Below are 22,903 nucleotides of genomic sequence, written 5' to 3' on the forward strand. Positions count from 1 at the left end.
GTCTGTCCGGGTCGGGGACCGGCCGGCGGCTCAGCCGGGGACCGGCCGGTGGGTCAGAAGTGCGTGCCGCCGTCGATGCGGACCTCGGTGCCGGTGATGAACGCGCCGTCGGCGCTCGCCAGCATCGCCACGACGCCCGCGACCGCCTCGGGGCCGGCGAAGCCCTGTCCGATGGCCGGGGCCAGCTTCAGGAACAGGCTCATGTCGGCGTCCTCGGGAAGACCCGGTCCGGCGCTCTGTCCGCTGCGTCCGGAGCCGTCGGTCATCCCGGACGAGATGGAGCCGGGCTGCACGGCGGTGAAGCGGATCCCCTGCTTCGCGTACTCCGCGGCCAGCGCGTGGGTCATCGACTGCACCCCGCCCTTGCTCGCGGCGTACGCGGCCATGTAGGGATGGGCGAACATCGCCGACGTGGAGCTGAAGTTCACCACGGCCGCGTCCTGCCCGTCGAGCAGGGCGGGGATCGACTCGCGGATCATCAGGAAGGTGCCGACGAGGTTCACGCGCAGGATCGTCTCGAACTGCTCCAGCGTCGTCTTCGCCGTGTGCGAGGAGCGCAGGATCCCGGCGGCGTTGACCAGCACGTCGAGCCCGCCGAGGGCGTCCACCGCGGTCGCGACCGCGGCCTTCACGGAGGCCTCGTCGGCGACGTTCACCTCCACGGTGGTCAGGCGCGAGGCGGCGTCGCCGGCCTTCTCGACGGTGTCGGCGAGACCCGCGGGGCTGACGTCGGCGGCGACGACGCGTCCTCCCTCGGCGAGCATGCGCAGGACGGTGGCCTGGCCGATGCCGGATCCTCCGCCGGTGACGAGCGCGCGGCGACCTTCGTAGCGGTTCATGGTGTTTCCCTTCGTCGGTTCCGGGTCCGGGAGAGCCGGATCCGTCGGCACCGTCTTGCAGTGCCTAACTGGCACAACGTGTCATATTGTCACGAACGACGCGCGAGCGCCAGGTATTCCCGTACCCTCGGAGGATGAACGAGGCACCGGGCCTGCGCGATCGTCGGAGGGCCCAGACCGCGCAGGAGATCGCCGAGGCCGCCGCCGCTCTGTTCGCCGAGCGCGGCGTCTCGGGCGTGACGGCCGCGGAGATCGCCGAGCGCGCGGGCGTGTCGCTGCGCACCTTCTACCGGTACTTCGCCACGAAGGAGGACGCGGTCGCGCCCGTCCTCGAGGTCGGCGCCGCCCGGTGGCAGGCGGCGCTGGCGGAGTCCGCGGACGACCCCGCCGTCGCGATCCCTGCGGTGATGGGCGCCCAGCTCACGCCCGGAAGCGACGCGGAGGCCGACGGGCTCGCCCGGATGCGGCCGCTCCTGCGCGGCATCGACGAGGACCGCGAGCTGCGCGCGGTGTGGCTGCGCGTGAACGAGGAGTCGGAGCGCCGGCTCGTGACGATCATCCGGGACCGGGCCGGCGCGGACCGCTTCCAGGCCGGGCTCCTCGCCGCCGCCGCGACCGCCTCCATCCGGCTGGCTCTGGAGGAGTGGGCCAGGACCGAGGCGGGCGTGCACGGCGAGGGCTCGCCCGCGCAGCTGGCGAAGCGGGCCTTCGCGGCCCTCGCGCCGGCCGCCGCGTCCTAGTCTGGGGACATGACGATCCCTACTCTCGGACTCAACGACGGCCATCGGATCCCCCAGCTCGGCTACGGCGTCTTCAAGGTGCCGGCCGCGGAGACGGAGCGGGCCGTCAGCGACGCGCTCGAAGCCGGATACCGGCACATCGACACGGCGGCGGTCTACGGCAACGAAGAGGGCGTCGGTGCGGCCATCGCCCGCAGCGGCATCGCCCGGGACGACCTGTACGTCACCACGAAGCTCTGGAACGACCGCCACGACGGCGACGAGCCCGACGCGGCGATCGCGGAGAGCCTGGAGAAGCTGGGCCTCGACCGCGTCGACCTCTATCTCGTGCACTGGCCGACCCCCGCGAACGACAATTACCTGCACGCGTGGGAGAAGCTCATCGGGATCCGTGACCGGGGCCTGTCGACCTCCATCGGGGTCTCCAACTTCCTCGTGCCGCACCTGGAGCGCATCGTCGCCGAGACCGGCGTGGTCCCCGCCGTGGACCAGATCGAGCTGCACCCCGCGTACCAGCAGCGCGACGTCGTGTCGTGGGCCCGCGACAACGACGTCCGGATCGAGGCCTGGGGCCCGCTCGGGCAGGGCAAGTACGACCTGTTCTCCGTCCCCGCCGTCGCCGACGCGGCCGCGGCGCACGGCAAGACGCCCGCCCAGGTGGTCCTGCGCTGGCACCTGCAGCACGGCAACGTCGTCTTCCCGAAGTCCGTCCGCCCCGAGCGGCTGCGCGAGAACCTCGACGTGTTCGACTTCACCCTGACCGACACGGAGTTCGCGGCGATCGACGCCATCGACCCGGGCGACGGGTCGGGCCGCGTCGGCAGCCACCCGAACGACGTGAACTGACGGCGCACGCGCAGGACGGGCACCGAGAGCGAGGAGCGGATCATGGCGAACCGGCTCGCGGGATCCCTGAGCCCGTACCTGCGCGCGCACGCCGACAACCCGGTGGACTGGTACCCCTGGGGCGAGGAGGCGTTCGCGGAGGCGGAGCGGCGCGACGTACCGCTGCTGATCTCGATCGGCTACTCGACCTGTCACTGGTGCCACGTGATGGCGCGGGAGTCGTTCGCGGATCCCGTCACCGCGGCCGCGATTGCCGCCGGGTTCGTCGCCGTGAAGGTCGACCGCGAGGAGCACCCGGAGGTCGACGCGGCGTACATGGCCGCCGCATCCGCATTCACGCAGAACCTCGGCTGGCCGCTGACGGTGTTCACCACGCCCGGCGGCCACGCGTTCTACGCCGGCACGTACTGGCCGCCGACCGCCCGGGCGCCGTTGCCGGCCTTCCGCGACGTGCTCGGCGCGGTCCGGGAGGCCTGGGCGCTGCGCCGCGCCGACGTCGAGGCGTCGGCGGGCGCGGTGGCCGACGCGCTGGTCCGGGCCGCGGCCGACGCCGCCGCGGGTGACGCGCCGCTGCCGAGCGCCGCCGCGCTCGCCGAGGCCGCGCGCGGGATCGCCGCGCGCGAGGACGCGGTGCACGGCGGATTCGGCGGGGCGCCGAAGTTCCCGGTGGCCACCGCGCTGCGTTTCCTGCAGCAGCCGGTCGTGCGTCGCGAGGCCCCCGACGCCGCGGGCGCCGCCGAGCGGGCGCTGCGCGCGATGTCGGACAGCCCCCTGCGGGATCCGGTCGACGGCGGGTTCTTCCGCTACGCGACGCAGCGGGACTGGAGCGTGCCGCACTACGAGCGGATGCTCACCGACAACGCCCAGCTCCTGGACGTGGCACGGTGCTCGGACGCGTTCGCCGCCGGTGACGAGAGCGTCGCCCGCGGGATCGCCCGGTTCCTGCTCGATGTGCTTCGCCGACCCGGCGCGGCGGGGGAGCACGCCCTCTCCGGAGGCTTCGGCGCCGCCCAGGACTCGGAGTCGTGGATCGACGGGCTGCGCAGCGAGGGCGGCTACTACGCCTTCGACGCGGCGGGGCGCGCGGGGCTCGAACGGCCCGCCGTCGACGCCAAGGTGGTCACCGGATGGAACGGCCTCGCGATCGGCGCCCTCGCCCGCGCCGGGGCGCGGATGGCGGAGCCGACCTGGATCGAGGCGGCGGCCGAGGCGGCCCGGTTCGTGCTCCGGGTCAACCGGGACGCGGACGGGCGGCTCGTGCGGACCTCCACCGACGGCCGCGCCGCCGCGGCGGTCGCGACACGCGCCGACCTCGGTCTTCTCGCGGACGGCCTGTTCGCCCTCGCGCTCGCCACCGGTGAGGCGGAGTGGGCCGCCACCGCCCGCACCGTGCTGTCCGAGGCCGTGTCGCTCGGCGGGGACCCGGTCCTGTCGGCGCGCGGGATCGGCGGGACCGGCGACGACTCCGACGGGGACCTGCCCTCCGGGGCCTCCGCCCTCGCCGCCGCCGAGCGGACGGCCTGGCTCCTCGGGGCCGGGGAGGAGCATCGCGCTCGCGCGGAGGCGCAGGTCGCCGAGCGGGCGGGCCGCGCTCTCGCGCAGCCCTTCGCCCACAGCGCGACGCTGGCGGTGGCGGCCGGGCTGGCGGAACCGCCCCGGCAGATCGTCGTGGTCGCCGACGCGCCCGACGGGCCGCTGGCCCGCGCGGCACGGGCCGCGGACGCCGACCTCGTGGCCGTCGTCACCCCGGCGCAGGCCCGCGCGTTCGCCGAGGCGGGGTTCGCCCTGTTCGACGGCAAGGCGGCGTCGCCCGATGCGGGCGGAGCGGGCGGGGTCGCGTTCGACTGCCGGTCCTTCGTCTGCCGCCTGCCGGTGTCCGACCCGTCGGCGATCGCCCGGACGCGCTGAGGGGCGTTCCGCGCGACGTCGGCCCGACCTCGGCTCGGGGCCGGCGCGAGGTCGGGGCCACCCGTCGGATCGCCGGAAGAAGGCGAAAGGACTGTGCAGTCTGTTCAGTGTCGATGCGGAGAAACCGGTGCGACTGCGCGCCGTGCGCAAGGATGGCTGAACCGATTGCCTCATCGGACCGATCCGTCCTAGGGTGTCGCAACGTGCCGGTGATCCGGTCGCCACCCCTCACAGCAAGGACGCTCTGACGATGACCCTCCCCTCGCGCCCCGCGCTCGCGCACGTGCCCGCGTACCGCCAGGGGCGCTCCGCCCCGGCCGGTGCGTCGAAGCTCTCCTCGAACGAGTCGCCGCACCCTCCGCTGCCCTCGGTGGTGGAGGCGGTCCGCGAGCGCCTCACCGCACTGCACCGCTATCCGGACATGAGCGCGGCCGCGCTGATCGACCGCCTCGCGCGGCGCTACGACGTGGACCCGCGCTCGGTCACGGTCGGCGCAGGCTCGGTCGAGCTCGCAGCGCAGCTCATCCACGCCGTCGCCGGCGAAGGCGACGAGGTGGTCTTCGCCTGGCGCTCCTTCGAGGCCTATCCGTCCCTCGTGCGCATCGCGGGGGCGACGCCCGTCCCCGTGCCGCTCGACGCCGACCACCGCCACGATCTCGACGCGATGCGCGCGGCGATCACCGACCGGACGCGCCTCGTCTTCGTCTGCAACCCGAACAACCCCACCGGCACCGTCGTGACGGCCGCGGAGCTGGAGCGGTTCGTGGACGCCGTCCCGCGCGACGTGCTCGTCGTCGTCGACGAGGCGTACGTCCACTTCGACCGCACCGCGCGCGTCGACGGCGAGGCCCGGGGTCTCGGGATCGACCTCTTCCGGCGCTACCCGCACGTGGCCGTCCTCCACACCTTCTCGAAGGCGTACGGTCTGGCGGGGCTGCGCATCGGCTACGCGATCTCGCCGGTCTCCGTCGCGGACGACCAGCGCAAGGTCGCCGTGCCGTTCGGCGTGACCGACCTCGCGCAGGCGGCGGCCCTGGCGTCGCTCGACGCCGAGGCGGAGCTGGCGGTCCGGATCGACGAGGTCGTCGCGCAGCGCGACCGGCTGGCCGGGATGCTCCGCGACGCGGGGTGGCCCGCCGTCGCCTCCGAGGCCAACTTCGTCTGGGTCCCGGCGGGTGACCGCGCCGCGGAGCTGGACGACCTGCTGACCGCGGGCGGGGTCGTGGCCCGGACGTTCGCCGGGGAGGGGGTGCGGATCTCCTCCGGATCGGGGGAGGACGTCGACCGCGTCGCCGCCGCGCTGGCCGCCCGCACCGTCGAGGGGGTGCGCGCATGAGCGCCGAGGTCCCCGTCGTCACCACCACGACCCGCGGCCTGCAGCCCGGCCTCACCCGCCGCCAGATCTCCATGATGGGTCTGGGCGGGGCGATCGGCGCCGGCCTGTTCGTCGGCTCCGGCCAGGCGATCGGGATCGCCGGTCCGGCGGTGCTGATCTCGTACTTCGTCGGCGGCGCCATCGTCGTGCTCGTCATGGCCATGCTCGCGGAGATGGTGGCCGCGCGTCCGAGCTCGGGGGCGTTCAGCTCCTACGCCCAGCGGGCCCTCGGACGCAGCGCGGGAAGCGCGGTCGGATGGCTCTACTGGATCCAGCTCATCGTCGTGATCGCCGCGGAGGCGACCGGCGCGGCCGGCATCGTGGCCGGATGGGTGCCGGGCGTCCCGGCCTGGGTCTGGGTGCTCGTGTTCGTCGCCGCCCTGACCGCGGTCAACCTCTTCGGCGTGCGCAACTACGGCCGTTTCGAGTTCTGGTTCGCGGCCGTCAAGGTCATCGCGATCATCGCCTTCCTCGTCGTGGGGGTGTGCGCGATCCTCGGCCTGATCCCCGGCGTGCCCGCGACCGGCATCGGCAACCTCGTGGCTCACGGCGGCTTCGCTCCTGCGGGCGTCGCCGGTGTCGCGGCCGCGCTGCTGATCGTCGTGTTCGCGTTCGGGGGCACCGAGGTCGTCGCGATCGCGGCGGCCGAGTCCGACGACCCGGCCCGCAACATCCGGCGCATCGTGCGCGAGGTGATGGTGCGCATCCTCGTCTTCTACCTCGGGTCGATCTTCGTGATCGTGACGGTCCTGCCCTGGAACGACCCCGCGGTGAAGGAGGGCCCGTTCTCCGCCGTCCTGGCGACGATCCGGGTGCCCGGCGTGGACCTGGTGATGTCGGTGATCGTCGTCGTCGCGCTGCTGTCGGCGATGAACGCCAACATCTACGGCGCCTCGCGGATGGCGTTCTCGCTCGGCGAGCGCGGGCTCGCCCCGCAGGTCGTCACGCGCACGAGCGCGGCGGGCGTTCCCCGGGTGGCCGTGCTCGCCTCGGTCGCGTTCGGCTTCGTGACCGTCGGATTGAACTGGGCGTTCCCCGACGTCGTGCTGCCGGCCCTGCTGAACGTCGTCGGATCCACGCTGCTGGTGATCTGGGTCTCGACGGCCGTCGCGCAGATCGTGCTGCGCCGTCGCGCGGACCGCGCCGGCGAGGACATGCCGGTGCGGATGTGGGGCTTCCCGTGGCTCTCGTGGCTCTGCCTGGCCCTGCTGGTCGGGGTGATCGTGCTGGCGATGACCGACGCGGCCGCGCGCACGCAGCTGCTGCTCACCCTGGGCCTCACGGTGGCACTCCTCGTGATCGCGCGGCTCACCCGCGGGATCTCCCGCCCGGGCGTGCTGCGCGAGACCGACGCCGACGGGGCGTGACGTGCGCATCGACCGGCTCGACGCCGACCTCATCCGCCTGCTCACCGAGACGCCGCAGCTGCCCGTGCTGGAGTGTGCGCGTCGGCTGGGCGTCGCCCGCGGGACGGTGACCAGCCGACTCGTGCGGCTCCACGAGGCCGGCGTGATCGAGGGGATCGTGCCCCGTGTCGATCCGGGCGGCTTCGGCTACGGACTGGTCGCGTTCTGCCTGGTGGAGATCGATCAGAAGATCGGTCACGACGAGGTGGCGGCGGCGCTGGCGGACGCGGTGCCGGAGATCATCGACATGTACACCGTCACGGGGGCCAGCGACATGCAGCTGCGCCTCGCCGCCCACGACGCCGAGCAGCTCCAGGACGTGCTGGACCGCGTGGCACTGGTCCCTGGCGTCGCGAGGACGGCGTCGTCGATCGCGATGCGCACGCACCTGTCCAACCGCACGCTGCCGCTGGTGGATCACGTCGCCGGAGGCCCGGGGGTCTCGGTCTAGCTCCCCGCCGTCGTCCCGATCCGCACATCGAGTCCCGATCTGCACACGGACCCGCAGGGATCCTGTGCAGATCGGGGCGATGTGTGCAGATCGGGACACGTCACCCCGGCGTGCGGTCGGATCAGACCCAGCTCGGCATCCAGTTGTGCAGGAGCCAGAAGTCGTAGGGCACGGCGATGCCGGTCCAGAGCGGATAGAAGAACGCGGACACCAGCAGCACCGCGACCACGACGACGAGCACCGTGCGCTGTCCGGCCTGCCGGCGGTGTCGCGGGGCATCCGGCGACCCGGCGATCTCCCGCAGCGTCAGCACGAGGGCGAGGATGAGGAAGGGCGCCATCGCCACCGTGTAGAACTGGAAGATCGTGCGGCCCGGGACGAGCAGCCACGGCAGGTACGTCGCCGCGAGCCCGACCAGCGGGATCGCGAACGACCAGGGCATCGGCCGCCCCTCACCCAGACCGCGCACGAACCGGAACAGCAGGTACAGCGCCGCCGCCACGCCCAGGTACCACAGCAGCGGATTCGGGATGGTCGAGATCGTCGCGATGCAGTCGTCCGATCCGGGGCACGGCGCGTCCCGCCCGCCGACCCACACCGCCGTCGGACGCAGTAGCAGCGGCCACTGCCATGCGGGGCTGGCGTACGGGTGCCCGCTCGTGAGCGAGACGTGGAACCCCATGATCGCCTCGTGGTACTTCCACAGTCCGACGAACGGATTCGGATCGATCCGCCGGTCGTAGCCGCCGGTGCTCGCGAACCACCCGGCCCAGGAGGCGAGGTACACGACCAGGGCCGGGGGGACGAGGAGCAGGAACGACACCGGCCCCTGCCGCAGCGCCGCATCCGTGGGCCAGAGCACCACGCCGGCACGGCGGCGGGCGAGGGCGTCCGTGACGACGAGGTACAGTCCGAGCGCCGCCAGGGCGTACAGACCCGACCACTTCACCGCCGTCGCCGCGCCCAGGGCGAGCCCGGCGGCCACGATCCAGGGGCGCCGCCACAGCACACGTCCCCAGAGGGGCGGGGCGTCGTCGCGGGCGTGCGTGCGCGGATCCTGGAGGCGGTGCATCGTCCGGCGCCGGTCGAGGAGCACGAAGAGGAACCCCAGGAGGACGAAGAACGTGAGGATCCCGTCGAGCAGCGCGATCCTGCTGAGCACGATCCCGAGTCCGTCCACGGCCAGGAACAGCCCGGCGATCGAGGCGACGGCGATCGAGCGGGACAGCTCGCGGGCGATGAGGTAGACCAGCAGCACGGAGAGCGTGCCGAGCACCGCCGTCATGAGCCGCCAGCCCGCGCTGGATCCCGGCCCGAGCAGGCCCAGCCCCAGCGCGACGATCCATTTGCCCAGCGGCGGGTGCACGACGAAGCTCGTGTCGGTCTGGAGCGCGCTGGTGTCGCCCCGTGCGAACAGCTCGTTCGCGGTGGCTCCGTCGGCATCCCGCCAGACCCCCTCGTACCCCTGCACCCACAGCGACCACGCGTCCTTGACGTAGTACGTCTCGTCGAAGGCGAGCGAGTGGGGATGGCCGAGGTTCGCGAAGCGAAGGATCCCGGCGAACAGCGTCAGCGCCAGCGGCGCGAGCCACGTCATCAGACGGCGGCGGCCCGGCTCCAGCATCCAGGAGGCGCGCACCCGCTCCCAGGCGGTCGGCCGCAGGTCGACGGAGGGGAGCAGAGGCGCGGTCACCCGCCCAGCCTATGCTGGGCAGGTGCTGATCCTCGCGGCGACCCCGATCGGGAATCTCGGCGACGCCTCGGCGCGTCTGATCGAGGTGCTGGAGAACGCCGTGGTGGTGGCCGCCGAGGACACCCGGACGACGCAGCGGCTGCTCCAGGCGCTGGGCATCGGCAACCGGCCACGCCTCATCGCCCTGCACGATCACAACGAGAAGGCGAGGGCCGCGGAGCTGGCGGCGATCGCCGCGGACGAGGACCTCGTCGTGCTCAGCGATGCGGGGATGCCGACCGTCAGCGATCCGGGGTACGGTCTCGTGGCCGCGGCCGTCGAGCAGGGCGTGACGGTCACGTCGATCCCGGGTCCGAGCGCCGTGGTCACCGCGCTCGCGGTGTCGGGGCTGCCCACGGACCGGTTCGCGTTCGAGGGCTTCCTGCCCCGCAAGGCCGCGGAGCGCGCCCGTGCGCTGCACGCCCTCGCCGCCGAGGCGCGCACGCTGATCTTCTTCGAGTCGCCGTCCCGGCTGGCGGCGACGCTCGCCGACATGGGCGACGCGTTCGGGGACGACCGCCGCATCGCCGTGTGCCGCGAGCTCACCAAGCTGTACGAGGAGGTCCGGCGCGGCACGGCCCGCGAGCTGGCCGCCTGGGCCGCCGCGGGCGTGAAGGGTGAGATCGTCGTCGTCGTGGAGGGCGCGCCGGAGCGCTCGGTGTCGCCCGACGACGCGCTGGCGCAGGTGCAGGACCTCGTCGCCGGCGGCGTCCGGCTCAAGGAGGCCGCGGCCGAGGTCGCCGCGCAGACGGGGCTGTCCTCGCGGGAGCTCTACCAGGCGGCGCTCGCCGCCCGTGGCCGCTGAGCGAGGCGGTGCTCGGTGAACCGGCCTGCGGCTGGCCGGTTAGCCTGGGGACATCCGCAGACCGGAGCCATCGGAAGGAGCGCCGGATGGCGAAGACGCCGACCGTGTACGACGTCGCCGAGCACGCGGGCGTGTCCATCGCGACGGTCTCGCGGGTCCTTCGCCTGCCCGATGCGGTGCGTCCGGCGACCCGCGACCGCGTGCATGCGGCGATCGCCGCCCTCGGCTACGTCCCGAGCGGCAGCGCCCGCGGGCTCGCCGAACGGCGCACCGGCGTGCTCGGCCTGTACTTCCCGGGTTTCGACGCGGTCGACGAGGTGCTGGACTTCGACGCTCTCGCGGGCGACGCCTCGCCGGCGCCGCCCTTCACGGTGGCGCGCGAGCCGGAGGACGCGGCCGGGCCCGAGGACGCGCAGGGATCCATGCTGTTCATGGACGAGGTGCTCCGCGGCGCGGAGCTCGAAGCCTGGCGGCAGGGGTTCGTCCTCATGGTGGGGGTCGGCCGGGACGATCCCGTCCGCTCGACGGTGCGCGACATGGCCGGGCGCGTGGACGGCCTGGTGGTCCTCGCCTCCAGCGTGCCGGACGACGAGCTCGACCACCTCGCGCAGCGGATCCCGGTGGTCGTGCTGTCGGGGCCGGCGCACGGTGACCGCTTCGACCACGTCACCGTCAGCAACACCGAGGCGATGGCCGAACTGACGCGCCACGTGCTGGCGCGGACCGGTGGGCGGGCGCCGGCGTACGTCGCGGGGCCGGCGGACTCCCCGGACAGCGCGGAGCGGTGGACCGGGTTCGCACGCGCGGTCGCGGACGCCGGCATCGCGATCGACGAGGTCCGCGTGCTGCGCGGCGACTTCACCCGGGCCTCGGGCCGGCGTGTCGCCGACGAGCTGCGGGCGAGCGGACTGCCCCCGGCGCTGATGTCGTCCAACGACCAGATGGCGCTGGGGGCGCTCGACGGCTTCCGCGACGCCGGGATCCGTGTTCCGGAGGACCTCGTCGTCACCGGCTTCGACGGCATCGACGCCGCCGCGCATGCCTCGCCGCGACTGACCACCGTGCGCCAGCCGATGATCGAGCTCGGCCGAGCCGCGGTGCAGGTGCTCGCACGGCGCCTGGAGGATCGCGACGCCGCGCCGATGTCGGTCCGGCTGCCCGTCGAGATCGTGCTGCGCGCAAGCTCCCTGCCTCCGGCCTGAACACCGCCGACTCGGGCCCGCCCGGGCGGAGGGGGTTGTGATCGTCAAATGTATGCGCTTACAATCAGAGGGCGCGGCAGGGACGCCGCGCAGGCCCCCGAGCTTCGGGAGGCCCTGATGACAGAGACGACATGGGGTCACACCGTGACACAGACGCACACGAGCGGACGCTGGAGGCGCATCGCCGCCGCCGGTCTCGCGGCCGCCGCGCTCGCCCTCAGCGGGTGCAGCATCCAGATCACGTCCCAGCCGGATCCCTCGATCGGCGACGACACGATGCTCATCAACGCCGATCACGGGAACCCGCTGTTCACCCGCAACTTCAACCCGTACCTGACCAACACGCGCACGGCGTCGCGATGGATCTACGAGCCGCTGATCCTGATCAACCCGCTCGACGGCGCGCGCCACCCCTGGCTGGCCACGGACTGGGCCCAGCCCGACGCCCGCACCATCGTGATGACGCTGCGCGAGGGGGTCGAGTGGAGCGACGGCACGCCGTTCACGGCGGACGACGTCGCCTTCACGTTCCAGATGCTGAAGGACACCCCGTCCCTGGACATCAAGGGGGCGTGGCAGCACGTCGACACGATCGAGACCTCGGGCGACACCGTGACGTTCCGGCTGAAGAGCGAGGACGCGCCCTCGCTCTCGATCATCGGGCAGACCCTCATCGTGCCCGAGCACATCTGGTCCGAGGTGAAGGACCCGGGAACGTGGCGCAACGAGGAGCCGGTCGGCACCGGGCCGTTCGTCCTCGGCAACTACAACGACCAGCAGTACTCGATGGACAAGTACGACGGCTATTGGCAGGCCGACAAGGTGCAGATCGAGCACGTGCTGCTGCCGTCCACGAACACCCAGCTCGACACCGTCTCCCGCGGGTACGACTGGGCCTACTCGTTCATGTCCGACATCGAGGGCACGTGGGGCGCGGCGAGCCCTCACAACCAGTGGTGGTTCCCCGCGGGCGGAGTGATCTCGCTCATGCCGAACCTGGAGAAGGCGCCCTTCGACGACGTGAACGTCCGCCGGGGCATCTCCCTCGCGCTGGACCGGGAGGCCATCGCGGAGACGGCGTCCGAGGGGTACATGCAGGCGGCGGGGCAGACCGGCCTGATCCTGCCGAACCAGGAGGAGTACCTGGATCCGTCGATCCCGGATCAGGGGATGATCGCCCAGGACCGGGACGCCGCGCTCGCCGCCTTCGCCGCGTCCGGCTTCACCCTCCAGGGCGACCGTCTCGTCGGCCCGGACGGCAACCCGCTGGAGTTCTCGCTCACCACGGCCAACGGCTACTCGGACTGGACCCGCGCGGCGCAGGCGGTGCAGCGCCAGCTCGACGCGGTCGGGATCACCGTGAAGCTCGTCCTGCCGCAGCCGGCCGGCTACCAGAGCGCGATCAGCAACGGCGACTTCGAGATGGCGATCGGCGGCATGGGCAACGGCGACGTGTTCCAGGCGTTCAACAGCCTCCTGTCCAGCGACTTCTACGTCCCGACCGGGGAGGCGACGTCCAACAACTTCCAGCGGTACCGCTCCGACCGCGCCGACGCGCTGCTCGCCGAGTACCGCTCCACGGTGGACGAGGGCAGGCAGGCCGAGATCGTCAGGGAGCTGCAGGGCATCGTCTACGACGAGCTCCCCGTGATCGGGATGTACTACGGCGGCATCTGGGGGCTGTTCAACGACGCGAAGTTCACCGGCTGGCCGTCCGCGGAGGACCCGTACATGATCCCGCAGAACTATGACTCGGCGCCGCTGATGATCTTCACGCGCCTCCAGCGCACGGACGAGGAGGCGGGCGAATGAGATATCTGCTGCAGAAGCTCGGGCTGTTCGTCCTCACGCTGTGGGCGGCGGTCACGCTGAACTTCTTCCTGCCGAGGCTGATGCCCGGTTCGCCGGCGGACGCCGCGATCGCGAAGCTGTCGCAGAACGGCCCGGTGTCCGAGGCCACGCGCGCCGCCATCGAGGCGCAGCTGGGCGTGCCGAGCGGCTCGCTGTGGGACCAGTACGTCGCCTACCTGGGGCAGGTCGTGCGCCTCGACTTCGGGGTCTCCTACACGTTCTATCCGCAGAGCGTGGCGAGCATGGTGTCCACGGCCCTGCCGTACACGATCGGCCTGGTCGGCATCGTCACGATCCTCGCGTTCGTGATCGGCACGCTCATCGGCGTCGCCGCCGCCTGGCGGCGGGGCACGTGGCTGGACTCGCTGCCGACTCTGACCGGCTCGTTCCTCAGCACCTTCCCGTACTTCTGGACCGCGCTGCTGCTGTTGTTCTTCCTCGGCTACGTGCTGCACTGGTTCCCGACGACGGGGGCGTATGCGGCGACGACCACGCCCGGCTTCACGGGGGAGTTCCTCGCCGACCTCCTCCGGCACGCGACGCTCCCCGCGCTCACGATCCTGTTGACGTCGCTCGGCGGCTGGATCATCGGGATGCGCAACGCGATGATCAACACCCTCGGCGACGACTACGTCACCTTCGCCGAGGCCAACGGGCTGAAGGGACGCACGATCGCCCTGCGGTACGCGGCGCGCAACGCCATCCTGCCGAACCTCACCGGGTTCGGGCTCACCCTCGGCGGCGTCGTGGGCGGCTCGATCCTGGTGGAGCAGGTCTTCGGGTACCCCGGCATCGGGTACCTGCTGTTCAACGCCGTGATCGGGCAGGACTACCCGCTCATGCAGGCGCTGTTCCTGATGATCACGGTCAGCGTGCTCGTCGCCAACTTCCTCGTCGACATCCTGTACGGCGTGCTGGACCCAAGGACCCGCCGATGACCACCACGATGAACCTCAAGACGCCTCCGACGACGATCGCGTCGCCGAGCCGCTGGCGCTCCCTCGGCCGGATGGTCGGCACGTTGTGGGGCAACGGCAAGGCGCGGCTGGGCCTGTGCATCCTCGCCTTCTTCGTCCTCGTCGCCGTGTTCGCGCCGCTGCTGGCGCCGTACGACCCGAAGGACACCTCGTTCGAGCGCAACGCCGACGCGTCCGCCGCGCACTGGCTCGGGACGACGGCGGCGGGCGAGGACGTGCTCAGCCAGCTCATCCACGGCGCGCAGATCAGCCTGCTCGTCGGCTTCGCGGCGGGGATCCTCTCCACGGTCGTCGCCGTGCTGATCGGACTGAGCTGGGGCTACCTTCGCGGCTTCGCGGGCGAGGCGGTCGGGTTCGTGGTGAACCTGTTCCTCGTCATCCCGGGCCTTCCGCTCATGATCGTGATCGCCGCGTACCTCCAGAACGGCGGGATCCTCATGATCGTCGCGGTGATCGTGGTGACCGGCTGGGCGTGGGGCGCGCGGGTGCTGCGCAGCCAGACCCAGTCGCTGCGGGGCAGGGACTTCGTCGCCTCCGCGCAGTTCTCCGGCGACAGTCCCGCACGGATCGTGTTCCGGGAGATCCTGCCGAACATGACCTCGATCATCGCCGGCACGCTCTTCGGGGCGGCGACGGCCGCGATCCTCGCGGAGGCCGGCCTGGAGTTCCTCGGCCTCGGCGACTCCAGCATCGTGAGCTGGGGCACGATGCTCTACTGGGCCCAGAACTCCAACTCGCTGCTGACCGGACAGTGGCTGCTCCTGTTCGCGCCCGGCCTGTGCATCGCGCTCCTGGCGCTCAGCCTCACACTCATCAACTTCGGCGTGGACGGCATCTCGAATCCGCGCCTGCGGGAAGGGAAGGGCCGATGAACGCGACGACGACCGCGTCGACGCCGGCGGAGCCCGAGGTCCTCCTCGACGTCCGGGAGCTGTCCGTGGAGTACGCGTCGCCGGGGCTCGCCCCCGTGCGGGCCGTCGAGGACGTCTCCTTCACCCTGCGCCGCGGCGAGTTCGTCGGCCTCGTCGGCGAGTCGGGATCCGGCAAGTCCACGCTCGGCTTCGCGCTCACCCGCCTGCAGAAGCCGCCGGCGCGCATCAGCGGGGGACGGATCCTGTTCGGCGGTCGCGACATCCGGGAGCTCGATGCGGAGCAGCTGCGCCGCCAGCGGCAGGGCGGCTTCGCCATGGTGCTGCAGTCCGGGATGAACGCGCTGAACCCGGTGCGGACGATCCGCTCGCATTTCGCCGACGTCTTCGCGGCCCATGACCACGTCCCGCGCGAACGCCGCGACGAGCGGATGCGGGAGCTCGTCGGCAAGGTCGGGCTCGGGCCGGAGGTGCTGGCGCGCTACCCGAGCGAGCTGTCCGGGGGCATGCGGCAGCGCGCGTCGATCGCGATCGCGCTGTCCCTCGAGCCGCAGCTCATGGTGTTCGACGAGCCGACGACGGCGCTCGACGTGCTCGTCCAGCACGCGGTGATGGACACGATCCGGTCGCTGCAGCGCACGGAGGGGTTCACCGCGATCCTCATCAGCCACGACCTCGGTATCGTGCTGGAGGCGACGGACCGCGTGATGGTGATGCACGAGGGACGCATCGTCGAGGACGCGCCGAGCCGGGACATCCTGGAGCGGCCGCAGGACGAGTACACGCGGATGCTGCTGAGCCACTACGCCGACCCGCGCGCCGAGTCGATCTCGATCCCCGGCTTCGTCGACCTCGGCACCCGCCGGCGCGAGGGCAAGGCGCGCACGGACGTGACCGAGACCGTGCCGACCGTGTCCGCGCGCACCACCCGCCGGGCCGATGCGGCCATCGTCGTCGACGGCGTGTCCAAGGTCTATCCGGCGCCCCGCCGCGGCGAGCGCCCGGTGACCGCCGTGGACGACGTCTCGTTCCGGCTGGAGCCGGGGGAGGCGCTCGCCCTGGTGGGCGCGTCCGGATCCGGGAAGTCCACGCTGGCGAAGCTGATCACCGGGGTGGAGCGCCCGACGGCGGGTGCGATCCGCTTCGGCGACGTGGACGTCCCGGCCCTCCGGCGACGGGGCCTTCGCGACCTCCGCAAGGACGTGCAGATGGTGTTCCAGGACCCGTACGCGGCGCTGAACCCGCTGCATACGGTGGAGTACGCGCTGACCCGTCCCGTGGTGAACTACACCGGGCTCCGGGGGCGCGAGGCGCGGGCGCGCGTCCTGGAGCTGCTGGAGACCGTGGGCCTGACGCCGGTGGAGCAGTTCGCGGCGAAGCTCCCGCATCAGCTGTCCGGCGGCCAGCGCCAGCGCGTGGTGATCGCGCGGGCGCTCGCGAGCGACCCGCAGGTGCTCGTCGCGGACGAGCCCGTGTCGATGCTGGACGTGTCCCTCCGCGCCGGGGTGCTGGCGCTGCTGGAGGATCTGCGCGAGCGCTGGGGGATCAGCATGCTCTACATCACCCACGACCTGCTGAGCGCGCGGCTCGTCACCGAGAACATCCTCGTGCTCAACCGCGGCCGGGTCGTCGAGCGCGGCGAGACCGCCCGGGTGCTCCGCCACCCGGAGGACCCGTACACCGTCGAGCTCCTCGACGCCGTGCCCAACCCGGCGCGCGCCCGCTGAACCGGCGGCGCCGCGCGCGCCGACACCGAACCGCAACGAAACGACAAGAAGGGAGCACTCGTGCTCGCATTCCCCGATGGCTTTCTCTGGGGAGCCGCCACGGCGGCCCATCAGGTGGAGGGGAACAACATCGCCAGCAACTGGTGGGTCATGGAGCATGCGCCGGGCACCACGATGGTGGAGCCCTCCGGCGACGCGGCCGACCACTTCCACCGGTACCCGGAGGACATGAGGCTGCTCGCCGAGGCGGGGCTGAACTCGTACCGCTTCTCGGTCGAGTGGGCGCGCATCGAGCCGGAGCGCGGCTTCGTGTCCCGGGCCATGATCGACCACTACCGGCGCATGATCGACGCCGCGCGGGAGCACGGCCTCGATCCCACGGTCACGCTGATGCACTTCACCGTGCCGCGGTGGTTCCAGGAGGACGGCTTCTGGCGTGCGGCCGACGCCGTGGATCTGTTCGCCCGGTACACGGAGACGGTGCTGCCGATCCTGGACGGCGTCGAGTACGTCTGCACGATCAACGAGCCCAACATCGCGGCCATGCTCGCGGGAGGGGAGGACGCCGCCAACCTCGTGGCGCACGGCCTTCCGAAGCCCGACCTGGGCGTCGCGGACACGCTGCTGGCCGCGCATCGGCGCGCGTCCGAGATCCTGCACACCGTGCCGGGGATCCGGGCGGGATGGACGATCGCCACCCAGGCGTTCCACTCGACGGGCGAGCCGGGCGCGGACGAGATGCTCCACGAGTACGGGTACCCGCGGGACTTCTGGTACCTGGAGCAGTCGGCGGGCGACGACTTCGTCGGGGTGCAGGCGTACACGCGCACGTTCATCGGGCCGGAGGGTCCCGTGCCCGTGTCGGCGGACGTGGAGACGACGCTCACGGGCTGGGAGTTCTTCCCGGACGCGTTGGAGCTCGGCGTGCGCAGCGCGTGGGAGCTCTCCGGCGGCGTCCCCGTGCTGGTGACGGAGAACGGCATCGCGACGGGCGACGACGAACGCCGCATCGCCTACACGCGCGGTGCGCTGGAGGGCCTGCACCGGGCGATCTCCGACGGGATCGACGTGCGCGGCTACCAGCACTGGAGCGCGCTGGACAACTACGAGTGGGCCAGCGGCTACCGGCCGACGTTCGGGCTCATCGCCTTCGACCACGAGACCTTCGCACGCACGCCGAAGCCCAGCCTCGCCTGGCTCGGCGACGTCGCTCGCCGAGGCGGCCTCGCCGACTGAACCCGTCTGGCGCGGGCGGCAGCCCTGCGTGCGGGACGGCTTCGTGCGGGACGGCTTCATGCGGCACGGCTTCATGCGGCGATGTGCGCCCGCGTCGGATCCTCGTGTCGGATCCGTCCGCAGAACCGACACATCTCCGCGCGGGCGGTCGGCCTCGCCGGTGAGGGAAAGCCCTTAGGGGCGTGGCCCGCGGCGCGGAAGTGCGGCAGGGTGGCGGGAGGAGGTCCCATGGACGCGATCGTCTTCCTGCTGATCCTCGCCGCCGCGGTCGCTGCGTTGCGCGCGAGACGGACGTGGGTCGTGCTGTGTTTCGTCGCCGTCGCCTTCGGGATGGCGACGGCGCTGTTCCTGCACCACGTGACGGATCCGCTGGGGGTGAGCCTGTGAGCGCGACGAACGCACTGCCCTCGGGGCCGGAGGCCGGGACGGCGCACGACGGCGTCGCGACGCCGCGGATCCTCGGTCTGCTGTCGTTCTGGGCGCACGTGGGATTCCTCGCCGCGTACGTCGGCATCCTCAGCACGGCGATGTTCTGGTTCCAGTTCGCCCAGGGCGAGTTCCCGTGTCCGCTGTGCATCACGCAGCGGATGGCGATGATGCTCGCCTGCCTGGGGCCCCTGTACGTCGTCGCGCGGGCGCTGCGCGGGACGAGCTCGCTCGCGGCCCTGGCGACCGGATCGGGGATCGCGATCCTCGGTGCGGTGCTCGGGATGGCGATGTCGGGGCGCCAGGTGCTCCTGCACATCGCGCCGGGGGATCCGGGCTACGGGACCGCGGTCCTCGGGATGCACCTCTACACCTGGGCGCTGGTGAGCTTCGTCGTCGTCCTGGTGTTCTGCGCGGCGATGCTGGTGCTCGGCCGATGGGTGGTCCCGGTCGCCCCCGCCGGGCGGGCGGCGCGCGTCCTCGTCTGGGCCGTCGTCGCGCTGTTCCTGTTGACCGTGGCGATCAACGCGGTGGTCGTGTTCGCCGAGGCCGGCTGGAACTGGTACCTCCCCGACAACCCGACCGGCTATCGCCTCTTCGAGGGGTGACCGATCGCGCGACGCCCCTGGACTGTAACCCGCGCGGGGGCGTCGCCGGTCCCGCCTAGAATCGAGGGCATGCCCGCAGGCGAATCGTTCTACATCACCACGCCGATCTACTATCCCTCCGACGTGCCGCACATCGGCCACGGCTACACCTCCGTCGCCGTGGACACGCTGGCGCGCTGGCACCGCCAGGCCGGGGACGACGCGTGGATGCTCACCGGCACGGACGAGCACGGGCAGAAGATGCTGCGCGCGGCGGCCGCCAACGGCGTCACCCCGCAGGAGTGGGTGGACCGCCTGGTCGGGGAGAGCTGGTTCCCGCTGCTGAAGACGCTCGACGTCGCCAACGACGACTTCATCCGCACCACGCAGGAGCGGCACGAGACCAACGTGCAGAAGTTCTTCCAGGCGCTGTACGACCGCGGCTACATCTACGCCGGAGAGTACGAGGCGCTGTACTGCGTGGGCTGCGAGGAGTTCAAGCCCGAGTCCGAGATCGTCGACGGCACGGGTCCCTTCGAGGGACTGAAGGTCTGTGCGATCCACTCCAAGCCGCTGGAGCTGCTGCAGGAGAAGAACTACTTCTTCAAGCTCAGCGAGTTCCAGGACCGCCTGCTGGAGCTGTACCGGACCGAGCCTGACTTCGTGCGCCCGGACTCCGCGCGCAACGAGGTCGTGTCCTTCGTTTCGCAGGGGCTCAAGGACCTGTCCATCTCCCGCTCCACGTTCGACTGGGGGATCCCCCTGCCGTGGGATCCCTCGCACGTCATCTACGTGTGGGTGGACGCCCTGCTGAACTACGTCACGGCGGTGGGCTATGGCACCGACGAGGAGCAGTTCGGCCGCCGCTGGCCCGGCTACCACGTCGTGGGCAAGGACATTCTGCGCTTCCACGCGGTGATCTGGCCGGCCATGCTGATGGCGGCGGGCCTCGAGGTGCCGCGCGGCGTCTTCGCCCACGGCTGGCTGCTCGTCGGCGGCGAGAAGATGTCGAAGTCCAAGCTCACCGGCATCGCGCCGACGGAGATCACCGACGTCTTCGGCTCCGACGCGTACCGGTACTACTTCCTGTCCGCGATCGCCTTCGGGCAGGACGGCTCGTTCTCCTGGGAGGACCTGTCGGCGCGGTATCAGTCCGAGCTCGCCAACGGCTTCGGCAACCTCGCCTCCCGCACCGTCGCGATGGTCGAGCGGTACTTCGACGGCGCCGTCCCCGCGGCGGGGGAGTACACGGAGCAGGACCGCGCCGTGCAGCAGGTCGTGGCGGCTGCCGCGGCGGACGCGGACGCCGCGATGGAGCGCTTCCGGATCGACGAGGCGATCGGCGCGATCTGGACCATCGTGGACGAGCTGAACGGCTACATCACGGAGAACGAGCCGTGGAGCCTGGCGAAGGACGAGTCGCAGCGCGCGCGTCTCGGCACCGTCCTGTACACCTGCGCGGAGGGACTGCGCGCCCTCGCCGTGCTGCTCTCGCCGGTGATGCCACAGTCCACCGCGACGCTGTGGGCGGCGCTGGGCGCGGAGGCCGAACTGGGTCCCCTCACGGCGCAGCCCGTGCGCGAGGCCGGACGCTGGGGCCAGCTGCCCGCGCAGACGCGCGTGCGGACGCTCGCCCCGCTGTTCCCGCGCGTGGAGGCGACGGCCTGAGGAGGCGACGGATATGACGCATCCGGACACCTACGTCCGTGAGCGCTCCGCGGACGGCCGGAAGGACCTGCGCTACCCGCCCGCACCGGAGCCGCTCGCGGTCCCGGTCTATGACAACCACTGCCACCTGGAGATCGAGGACGGGGACGACCCGCTCACGCTCGCCGAGCAGCTCGATCGCGCCGAGGCCGTGGGGATCGCCGGGGTGGTCCAGGCGTCCGGCGACATCGAGTCGTCGCGCTGGGCCGTCGCGGCGGCCGAGGCCGACCGACGGGTGCTCGCCGCCGTCGCGATCCACCCCAACGACGCGCCGACCTATGCTGCGCACGGACGGCTCGACGAGGCGCTCGCGGTGATCGATGAGCTCGCCGCGCATCCCCGGACGCGGGCGATCGGCGAGACCGGACTCGACTACTTCCGGACCGGCGAGGACGGGCGCGCCGCGCAGCACACGTCGTTCGAGGCGCACATCGCCCTGGCCAAGAAGCATCGTCTGGCGATGCAGATCCACGATCGCGACGCGCACGACGACGTCCTCGCGACGCTGTCGCGGGCGGGTGCGCCGGAGCGGACGGTGTTCCACTGCTTCTCCGGAGACGACGCGATGGCCCGGACGTGCGCCGACGCGGGGTACTACCTGTCGTTCGCCGGCACCGTGACGTTCAAGAACGCGCAGAACCTCCGCGACGCCCTCCGGGTGACGCCTCTCGACCGGATCCTCGTCGAGACCGATGCGCCGTTCCTCGCGCCCGTGCCGCTGCGCGGGCGCCCGAACGCCCCGTACCTCATCCCGATCACCCTGCGGTTCATGGCCGCCGAGCTCGGCCTGGACACGGACGCGCTCGCCGCGCAGGTCGCGGAGAACACCCGCGCGGTCTACGGCGCGTTCGACTGATCGCGCGTCCGGCGCAGGCGCGTCAGGCGGGGTCGGGCTCCGCCGCCGGCTCGGCGTCCGGGATCGGTTTCGCGGCCGCGATGTGCGAGATGGGGCGCCACACGAGCGCCAGCGTGATCGCGGCGCCGACGAAGGCGAACCACCACGGCGCCGTCAGTCCCCAGAACTGCGCGATCGTTCCGCCCAGCGCCTGGCCGATCACCATGCCCGCGAAGACCCCGACCATGTTGACCGATCCCACTCGTCCCTGCAGCTCGTGCGGGACCAGACGCTGGCGGACCGTCGTCGAGATCGTCCCCCACACGAACGCGTACGCCCCGAACCCGACCATGATCGCGAGGGCGACGGTGCCGGATGTGGTCAGGGCGAAGGCGAGGTGCATCACGACCTCGAGCGAGAGGCAGATCCGCATCAGCGCCGCGAACGACACGTGCCGCTCCAGCCAGCCGAAGCTCAGGGTCGCCAGCAGGCCGCCCGCGGCGGACGCGGTCGTGAGCGCGCCATAGCCGACCGCGCCCATCTTCAGGTGCTCCGTCGCGTACAGCACGAGCACGCCCCACGGCGCCGCCCAGGTGACGTTGAAGGCGAGGATGATGATCACGAGCATGCGCACGGGCGGGTTGCGCCAGAGCCAGCGCATGCCCTCTGCGATGTCGGTGTGCACCGCCGTCCGTTCGCGTGCCCGGGACGTTCCCGCTCCCGCGGCGTCCTGGTCGGGGCGCGGAGGCACCGGTGTCCGTGCGATCCGGGCGATGAGCACGATCGCCAGGCCCAGGCACAGCACCTGCACGAGGAAGGGCCAGAACGCGCCCAGCGCGAAGAGGAACGCGCCGAGGGGAGGCCCGGCGAACTGGTTCGCGACCAGGAACCCGGCCTGAAGGCGGGCGTTGCCGATCCCGAGGTCCGCCTTCCGGACGAGCATGGGCAGCAGCGTGCTGCCGGCGGTGTCCACGAACACCTCCGCCGTGCCGTAGAGGAACGCGGCGGCCAGGACGATGCCGATCGTGGCCGATCCGGTGAGGAGGAACACCGCCAGGGCGAGGACCACGACGCCGCGGGCGGCGTTGGCGACCATGACGAGGCGTCGTCGGTCGAAGCGGTCGGCGATGGCCCCGGCGTGCAGACCGAACAGCAGCCAGGGCAGGAACTGGAGCATGGCGCCGGCCGCGACGAGGAACGGCGCGTCCGTCATCGAGGCGATGAGCAGGGGAGCGGCGGCCAGGGCGATCCCGTCCCCGACGTTGCTCGTCCAGGAGGAGGCCAGCAGCCACCGGAAGTCCGTTCCCATTCGCCGCGGTGCGATGAGCTCCCCGAGAGTGGTCACCCGCTTGATCATAGGGCGGGGCGAGGACACCGGGAACGG

Annotated in this window: 20 protein-coding genes; 17 read left to right on the forward strand and 3 right to left on the reverse strand. The window is 72.0% G+C overall.

Going from position 1 to position 22,903, the window contains the following annotated elements; genetic code table 11:
- Nucleotides 1-53: 53 nt before the first annotated feature.
- Complete coding sequence (locus V6R91_RS13630; RefSeq protein ID WP_336395745.1) at nucleotides 54-839, reverse strand: SDR family NAD(P)-dependent oxidoreductase; 786 nt, start codon at nucleotides 837-839, stop codon at nucleotides 54-56.
- A 134-nt stretch (nucleotides 840-973) separates the two neighbouring features.
- Between V6R91_RS13630 and V6R91_RS13635 the strand changes: the two genes are divergently transcribed.
- The 6 genes from V6R91_RS13635 (at nucleotide 974) to V6R91_RS13660 (ending at nucleotide 7,565) form a co-directional block, all read left to right on the forward strand.
- The gene (locus tag V6R91_RS13635; protein ID WP_067248351.1) at nucleotides 974-1,579 is read left to right on the forward strand and encodes a TetR/AcrR family transcriptional regulator; all 606 of its coding nucleotides are present in this window, start codon (nucleotides 974-976) and stop codon (nucleotides 1,577-1,579) included.
- A gap of 9 nt (nucleotides 1,580-1,588) precedes the next feature.
- On the forward strand, nucleotides 1,589-2,425 hold the full coding sequence (locus V6R91_RS13640) for an aldo/keto reductase (RefSeq protein WP_067248354.1): 837 nt from the start codon (nucleotides 1,589-1,591) through the stop codon (nucleotides 2,423-2,425).
- 42 nt (nucleotides 2,426-2,467) lie between these two features.
- A complete protein-coding gene (locus tag V6R91_RS13645; protein ID WP_336395746.1) occupies nucleotides 2,468-4,333 on the forward strand; it encodes a thioredoxin domain-containing protein in 1,866 nt (621 codons plus the stop codon).
- A gap of 250 nt (nucleotides 4,334-4,583) precedes the next feature.
- The gene (gene hisC / locus V6R91_RS13650) at nucleotides 4,584-5,669 is read left to right on the forward strand and encodes a histidinol-phosphate transaminase (protein WP_336395747.1); all 1,086 of its coding nucleotides are present in this window, start codon (nucleotides 4,584-4,586) and stop codon (nucleotides 5,667-5,669) included.
- Nucleotides 5,666-7,075 (forward strand): amino acid permease, encoded by a 1,410-nt coding sequence (locus V6R91_RS13655; RefSeq protein WP_271061031.1) that lies wholly within the window; start codon nucleotides 5,666-5,668, stop codon nucleotides 7,073-7,075. The genes hisC and V6R91_RS13655 overlap by 4 nt, the downstream gene beginning before the upstream one ends.
- A gap of 1 nt (nucleotide 7,076) precedes the next feature.
- Nucleotides 7,077-7,565 (forward strand): Lrp/AsnC family transcriptional regulator, encoded by a 489-nt coding sequence (locus V6R91_RS13660; RefSeq protein ID WP_271061030.1) that lies wholly within the window; start codon nucleotides 7,077-7,079, stop codon nucleotides 7,563-7,565.
- Between the two features lie 121 nt (nucleotides 7,566-7,686).
- On the opposite strand, the gene V6R91_RS13665 is transcribed toward V6R91_RS13660, so the two are convergent.
- Entirely contained in the window at nucleotides 7,687-9,258 is a 1,572-nt protein-coding gene (locus V6R91_RS13665; RefSeq protein WP_336395748.1) for a dolichyl-phosphate-mannose--protein mannosyltransferase, read from the reverse strand.
- Between the two features lie 22 nt (nucleotides 9,259-9,280).
- Between V6R91_RS13665 and rsmI the strand changes: the two genes are divergently transcribed.
- The 11 genes from rsmI to V6R91_RS13720 all read left to right on the forward strand — a co-directional run bounded on the left by rsmI (nucleotide 9,281) and on the right by V6R91_RS13720 (nucleotide 21,540).
- Nucleotides 9,281-10,102 (forward strand): 16S rRNA (cytidine(1402)-2'-O)-methyltransferase, encoded by an 822-nt coding sequence (rsmI, locus tag V6R91_RS13670; protein WP_336395749.1) that lies wholly within the window; start codon nucleotides 9,281-9,283, stop codon nucleotides 10,100-10,102.
- 86 nt (nucleotides 10,103-10,188) lie between these two features.
- Nucleotides 10,189-11,304 (forward strand): LacI family DNA-binding transcriptional regulator, encoded by a 1,116-nt coding sequence (locus tag V6R91_RS13675; protein WP_336395750.1) that lies wholly within the window; start codon nucleotides 10,189-10,191, stop codon nucleotides 11,302-11,304.
- 144 nt (nucleotides 11,305-11,448) lie between these two features.
- Complete coding sequence (locus V6R91_RS13680; RefSeq protein ID WP_271061027.1) at nucleotides 11,449-13,116, forward strand: ABC transporter substrate-binding protein; 1,668 nt, start codon at nucleotides 11,449-11,451, stop codon at nucleotides 13,114-13,116.
- A complete protein-coding gene (locus V6R91_RS13685; RefSeq protein ID WP_067248217.1) occupies nucleotides 13,113-14,093 on the forward strand; it encodes an ABC transporter permease in 981 nt (326 codons plus the stop codon). Before V6R91_RS13680 ends, V6R91_RS13685 begins: the two co-directional genes overlap by 4 nt.
- Nucleotides 14,090-15,004 (forward strand): ABC transporter permease, encoded by a 915-nt coding sequence (locus tag V6R91_RS13690; RefSeq protein WP_067248214.1) that lies wholly within the window; start codon nucleotides 14,090-14,092, stop codon nucleotides 15,002-15,004. Before V6R91_RS13685 ends, V6R91_RS13690 begins: the two co-directional genes overlap by 4 nt.
- Complete coding sequence (locus V6R91_RS13695; protein WP_336395751.1) at nucleotides 15,001-16,728, forward strand: ABC transporter ATP-binding protein; 1,728 nt, start codon at nucleotides 15,001-15,003, stop codon at nucleotides 16,726-16,728. Before V6R91_RS13690 ends, V6R91_RS13695 begins: the two co-directional genes overlap by 4 nt.
- A 60-nt stretch (nucleotides 16,729-16,788) precedes the next feature.
- Nucleotides 16,789-17,964: a glycoside hydrolase family 1 protein gene (locus V6R91_RS13700; protein ID WP_336395752.1), complete on the forward strand. Its 1,176-nt coding sequence runs from the start codon at nucleotides 16,789-16,791 to the stop codon at nucleotides 17,962-17,964.
- Between the two features lie 228 nt (nucleotides 17,965-18,192).
- Nucleotides 18,193-18,351 (forward strand): DUF5993 family protein, encoded by a 159-nt coding sequence (locus V6R91_RS13705; protein ID WP_157518237.1) that lies wholly within the window; start codon nucleotides 18,193-18,195, stop codon nucleotides 18,349-18,351.
- Nucleotides 18,348-18,998: a disulfide bond formation protein B gene (locus tag V6R91_RS13710; protein ID WP_336395753.1), complete on the forward strand. Its 651-nt coding sequence runs from the start codon at nucleotides 18,348-18,350 to the stop codon at nucleotides 18,996-18,998. The genes V6R91_RS13705 and V6R91_RS13710 overlap by 4 nt, the downstream gene beginning before the upstream one ends.
- Nucleotides 18,999-19,067: 69 nt before the next feature.
- Nucleotides 19,068-20,645 (forward strand): methionine--tRNA ligase, encoded by a 1,578-nt coding sequence (gene metG / locus V6R91_RS13715; protein ID WP_271061021.1) that lies wholly within the window; start codon nucleotides 19,068-19,070, stop codon nucleotides 20,643-20,645.
- Between the two features lie 13 nt (nucleotides 20,646-20,658).
- On the forward strand, nucleotides 20,659-21,540 hold the full coding sequence (locus V6R91_RS13720; protein ID WP_336395754.1) for a TatD family hydrolase: 882 nt from the start codon (nucleotides 20,659-20,661) through the stop codon (nucleotides 21,538-21,540).
- A gap of 22 nt (nucleotides 21,541-21,562) precedes the next feature.
- Here the strand turns inward: V6R91_RS13720 and V6R91_RS13725 are convergent, their stop codons facing one another.
- On the reverse strand, nucleotides 21,563-22,864 hold the full coding sequence (locus tag V6R91_RS13725; protein WP_336395755.1) for an MFS transporter: 1,302 nt from the start codon (nucleotides 22,862-22,864) through the stop codon (nucleotides 21,563-21,565).
- Between the last annotated feature and the right edge of the window lie 39 nt (nucleotides 22,865-22,903).

Source organism: Microbacterium sp. CCNWLW41 (assembly GCF_037083505.1).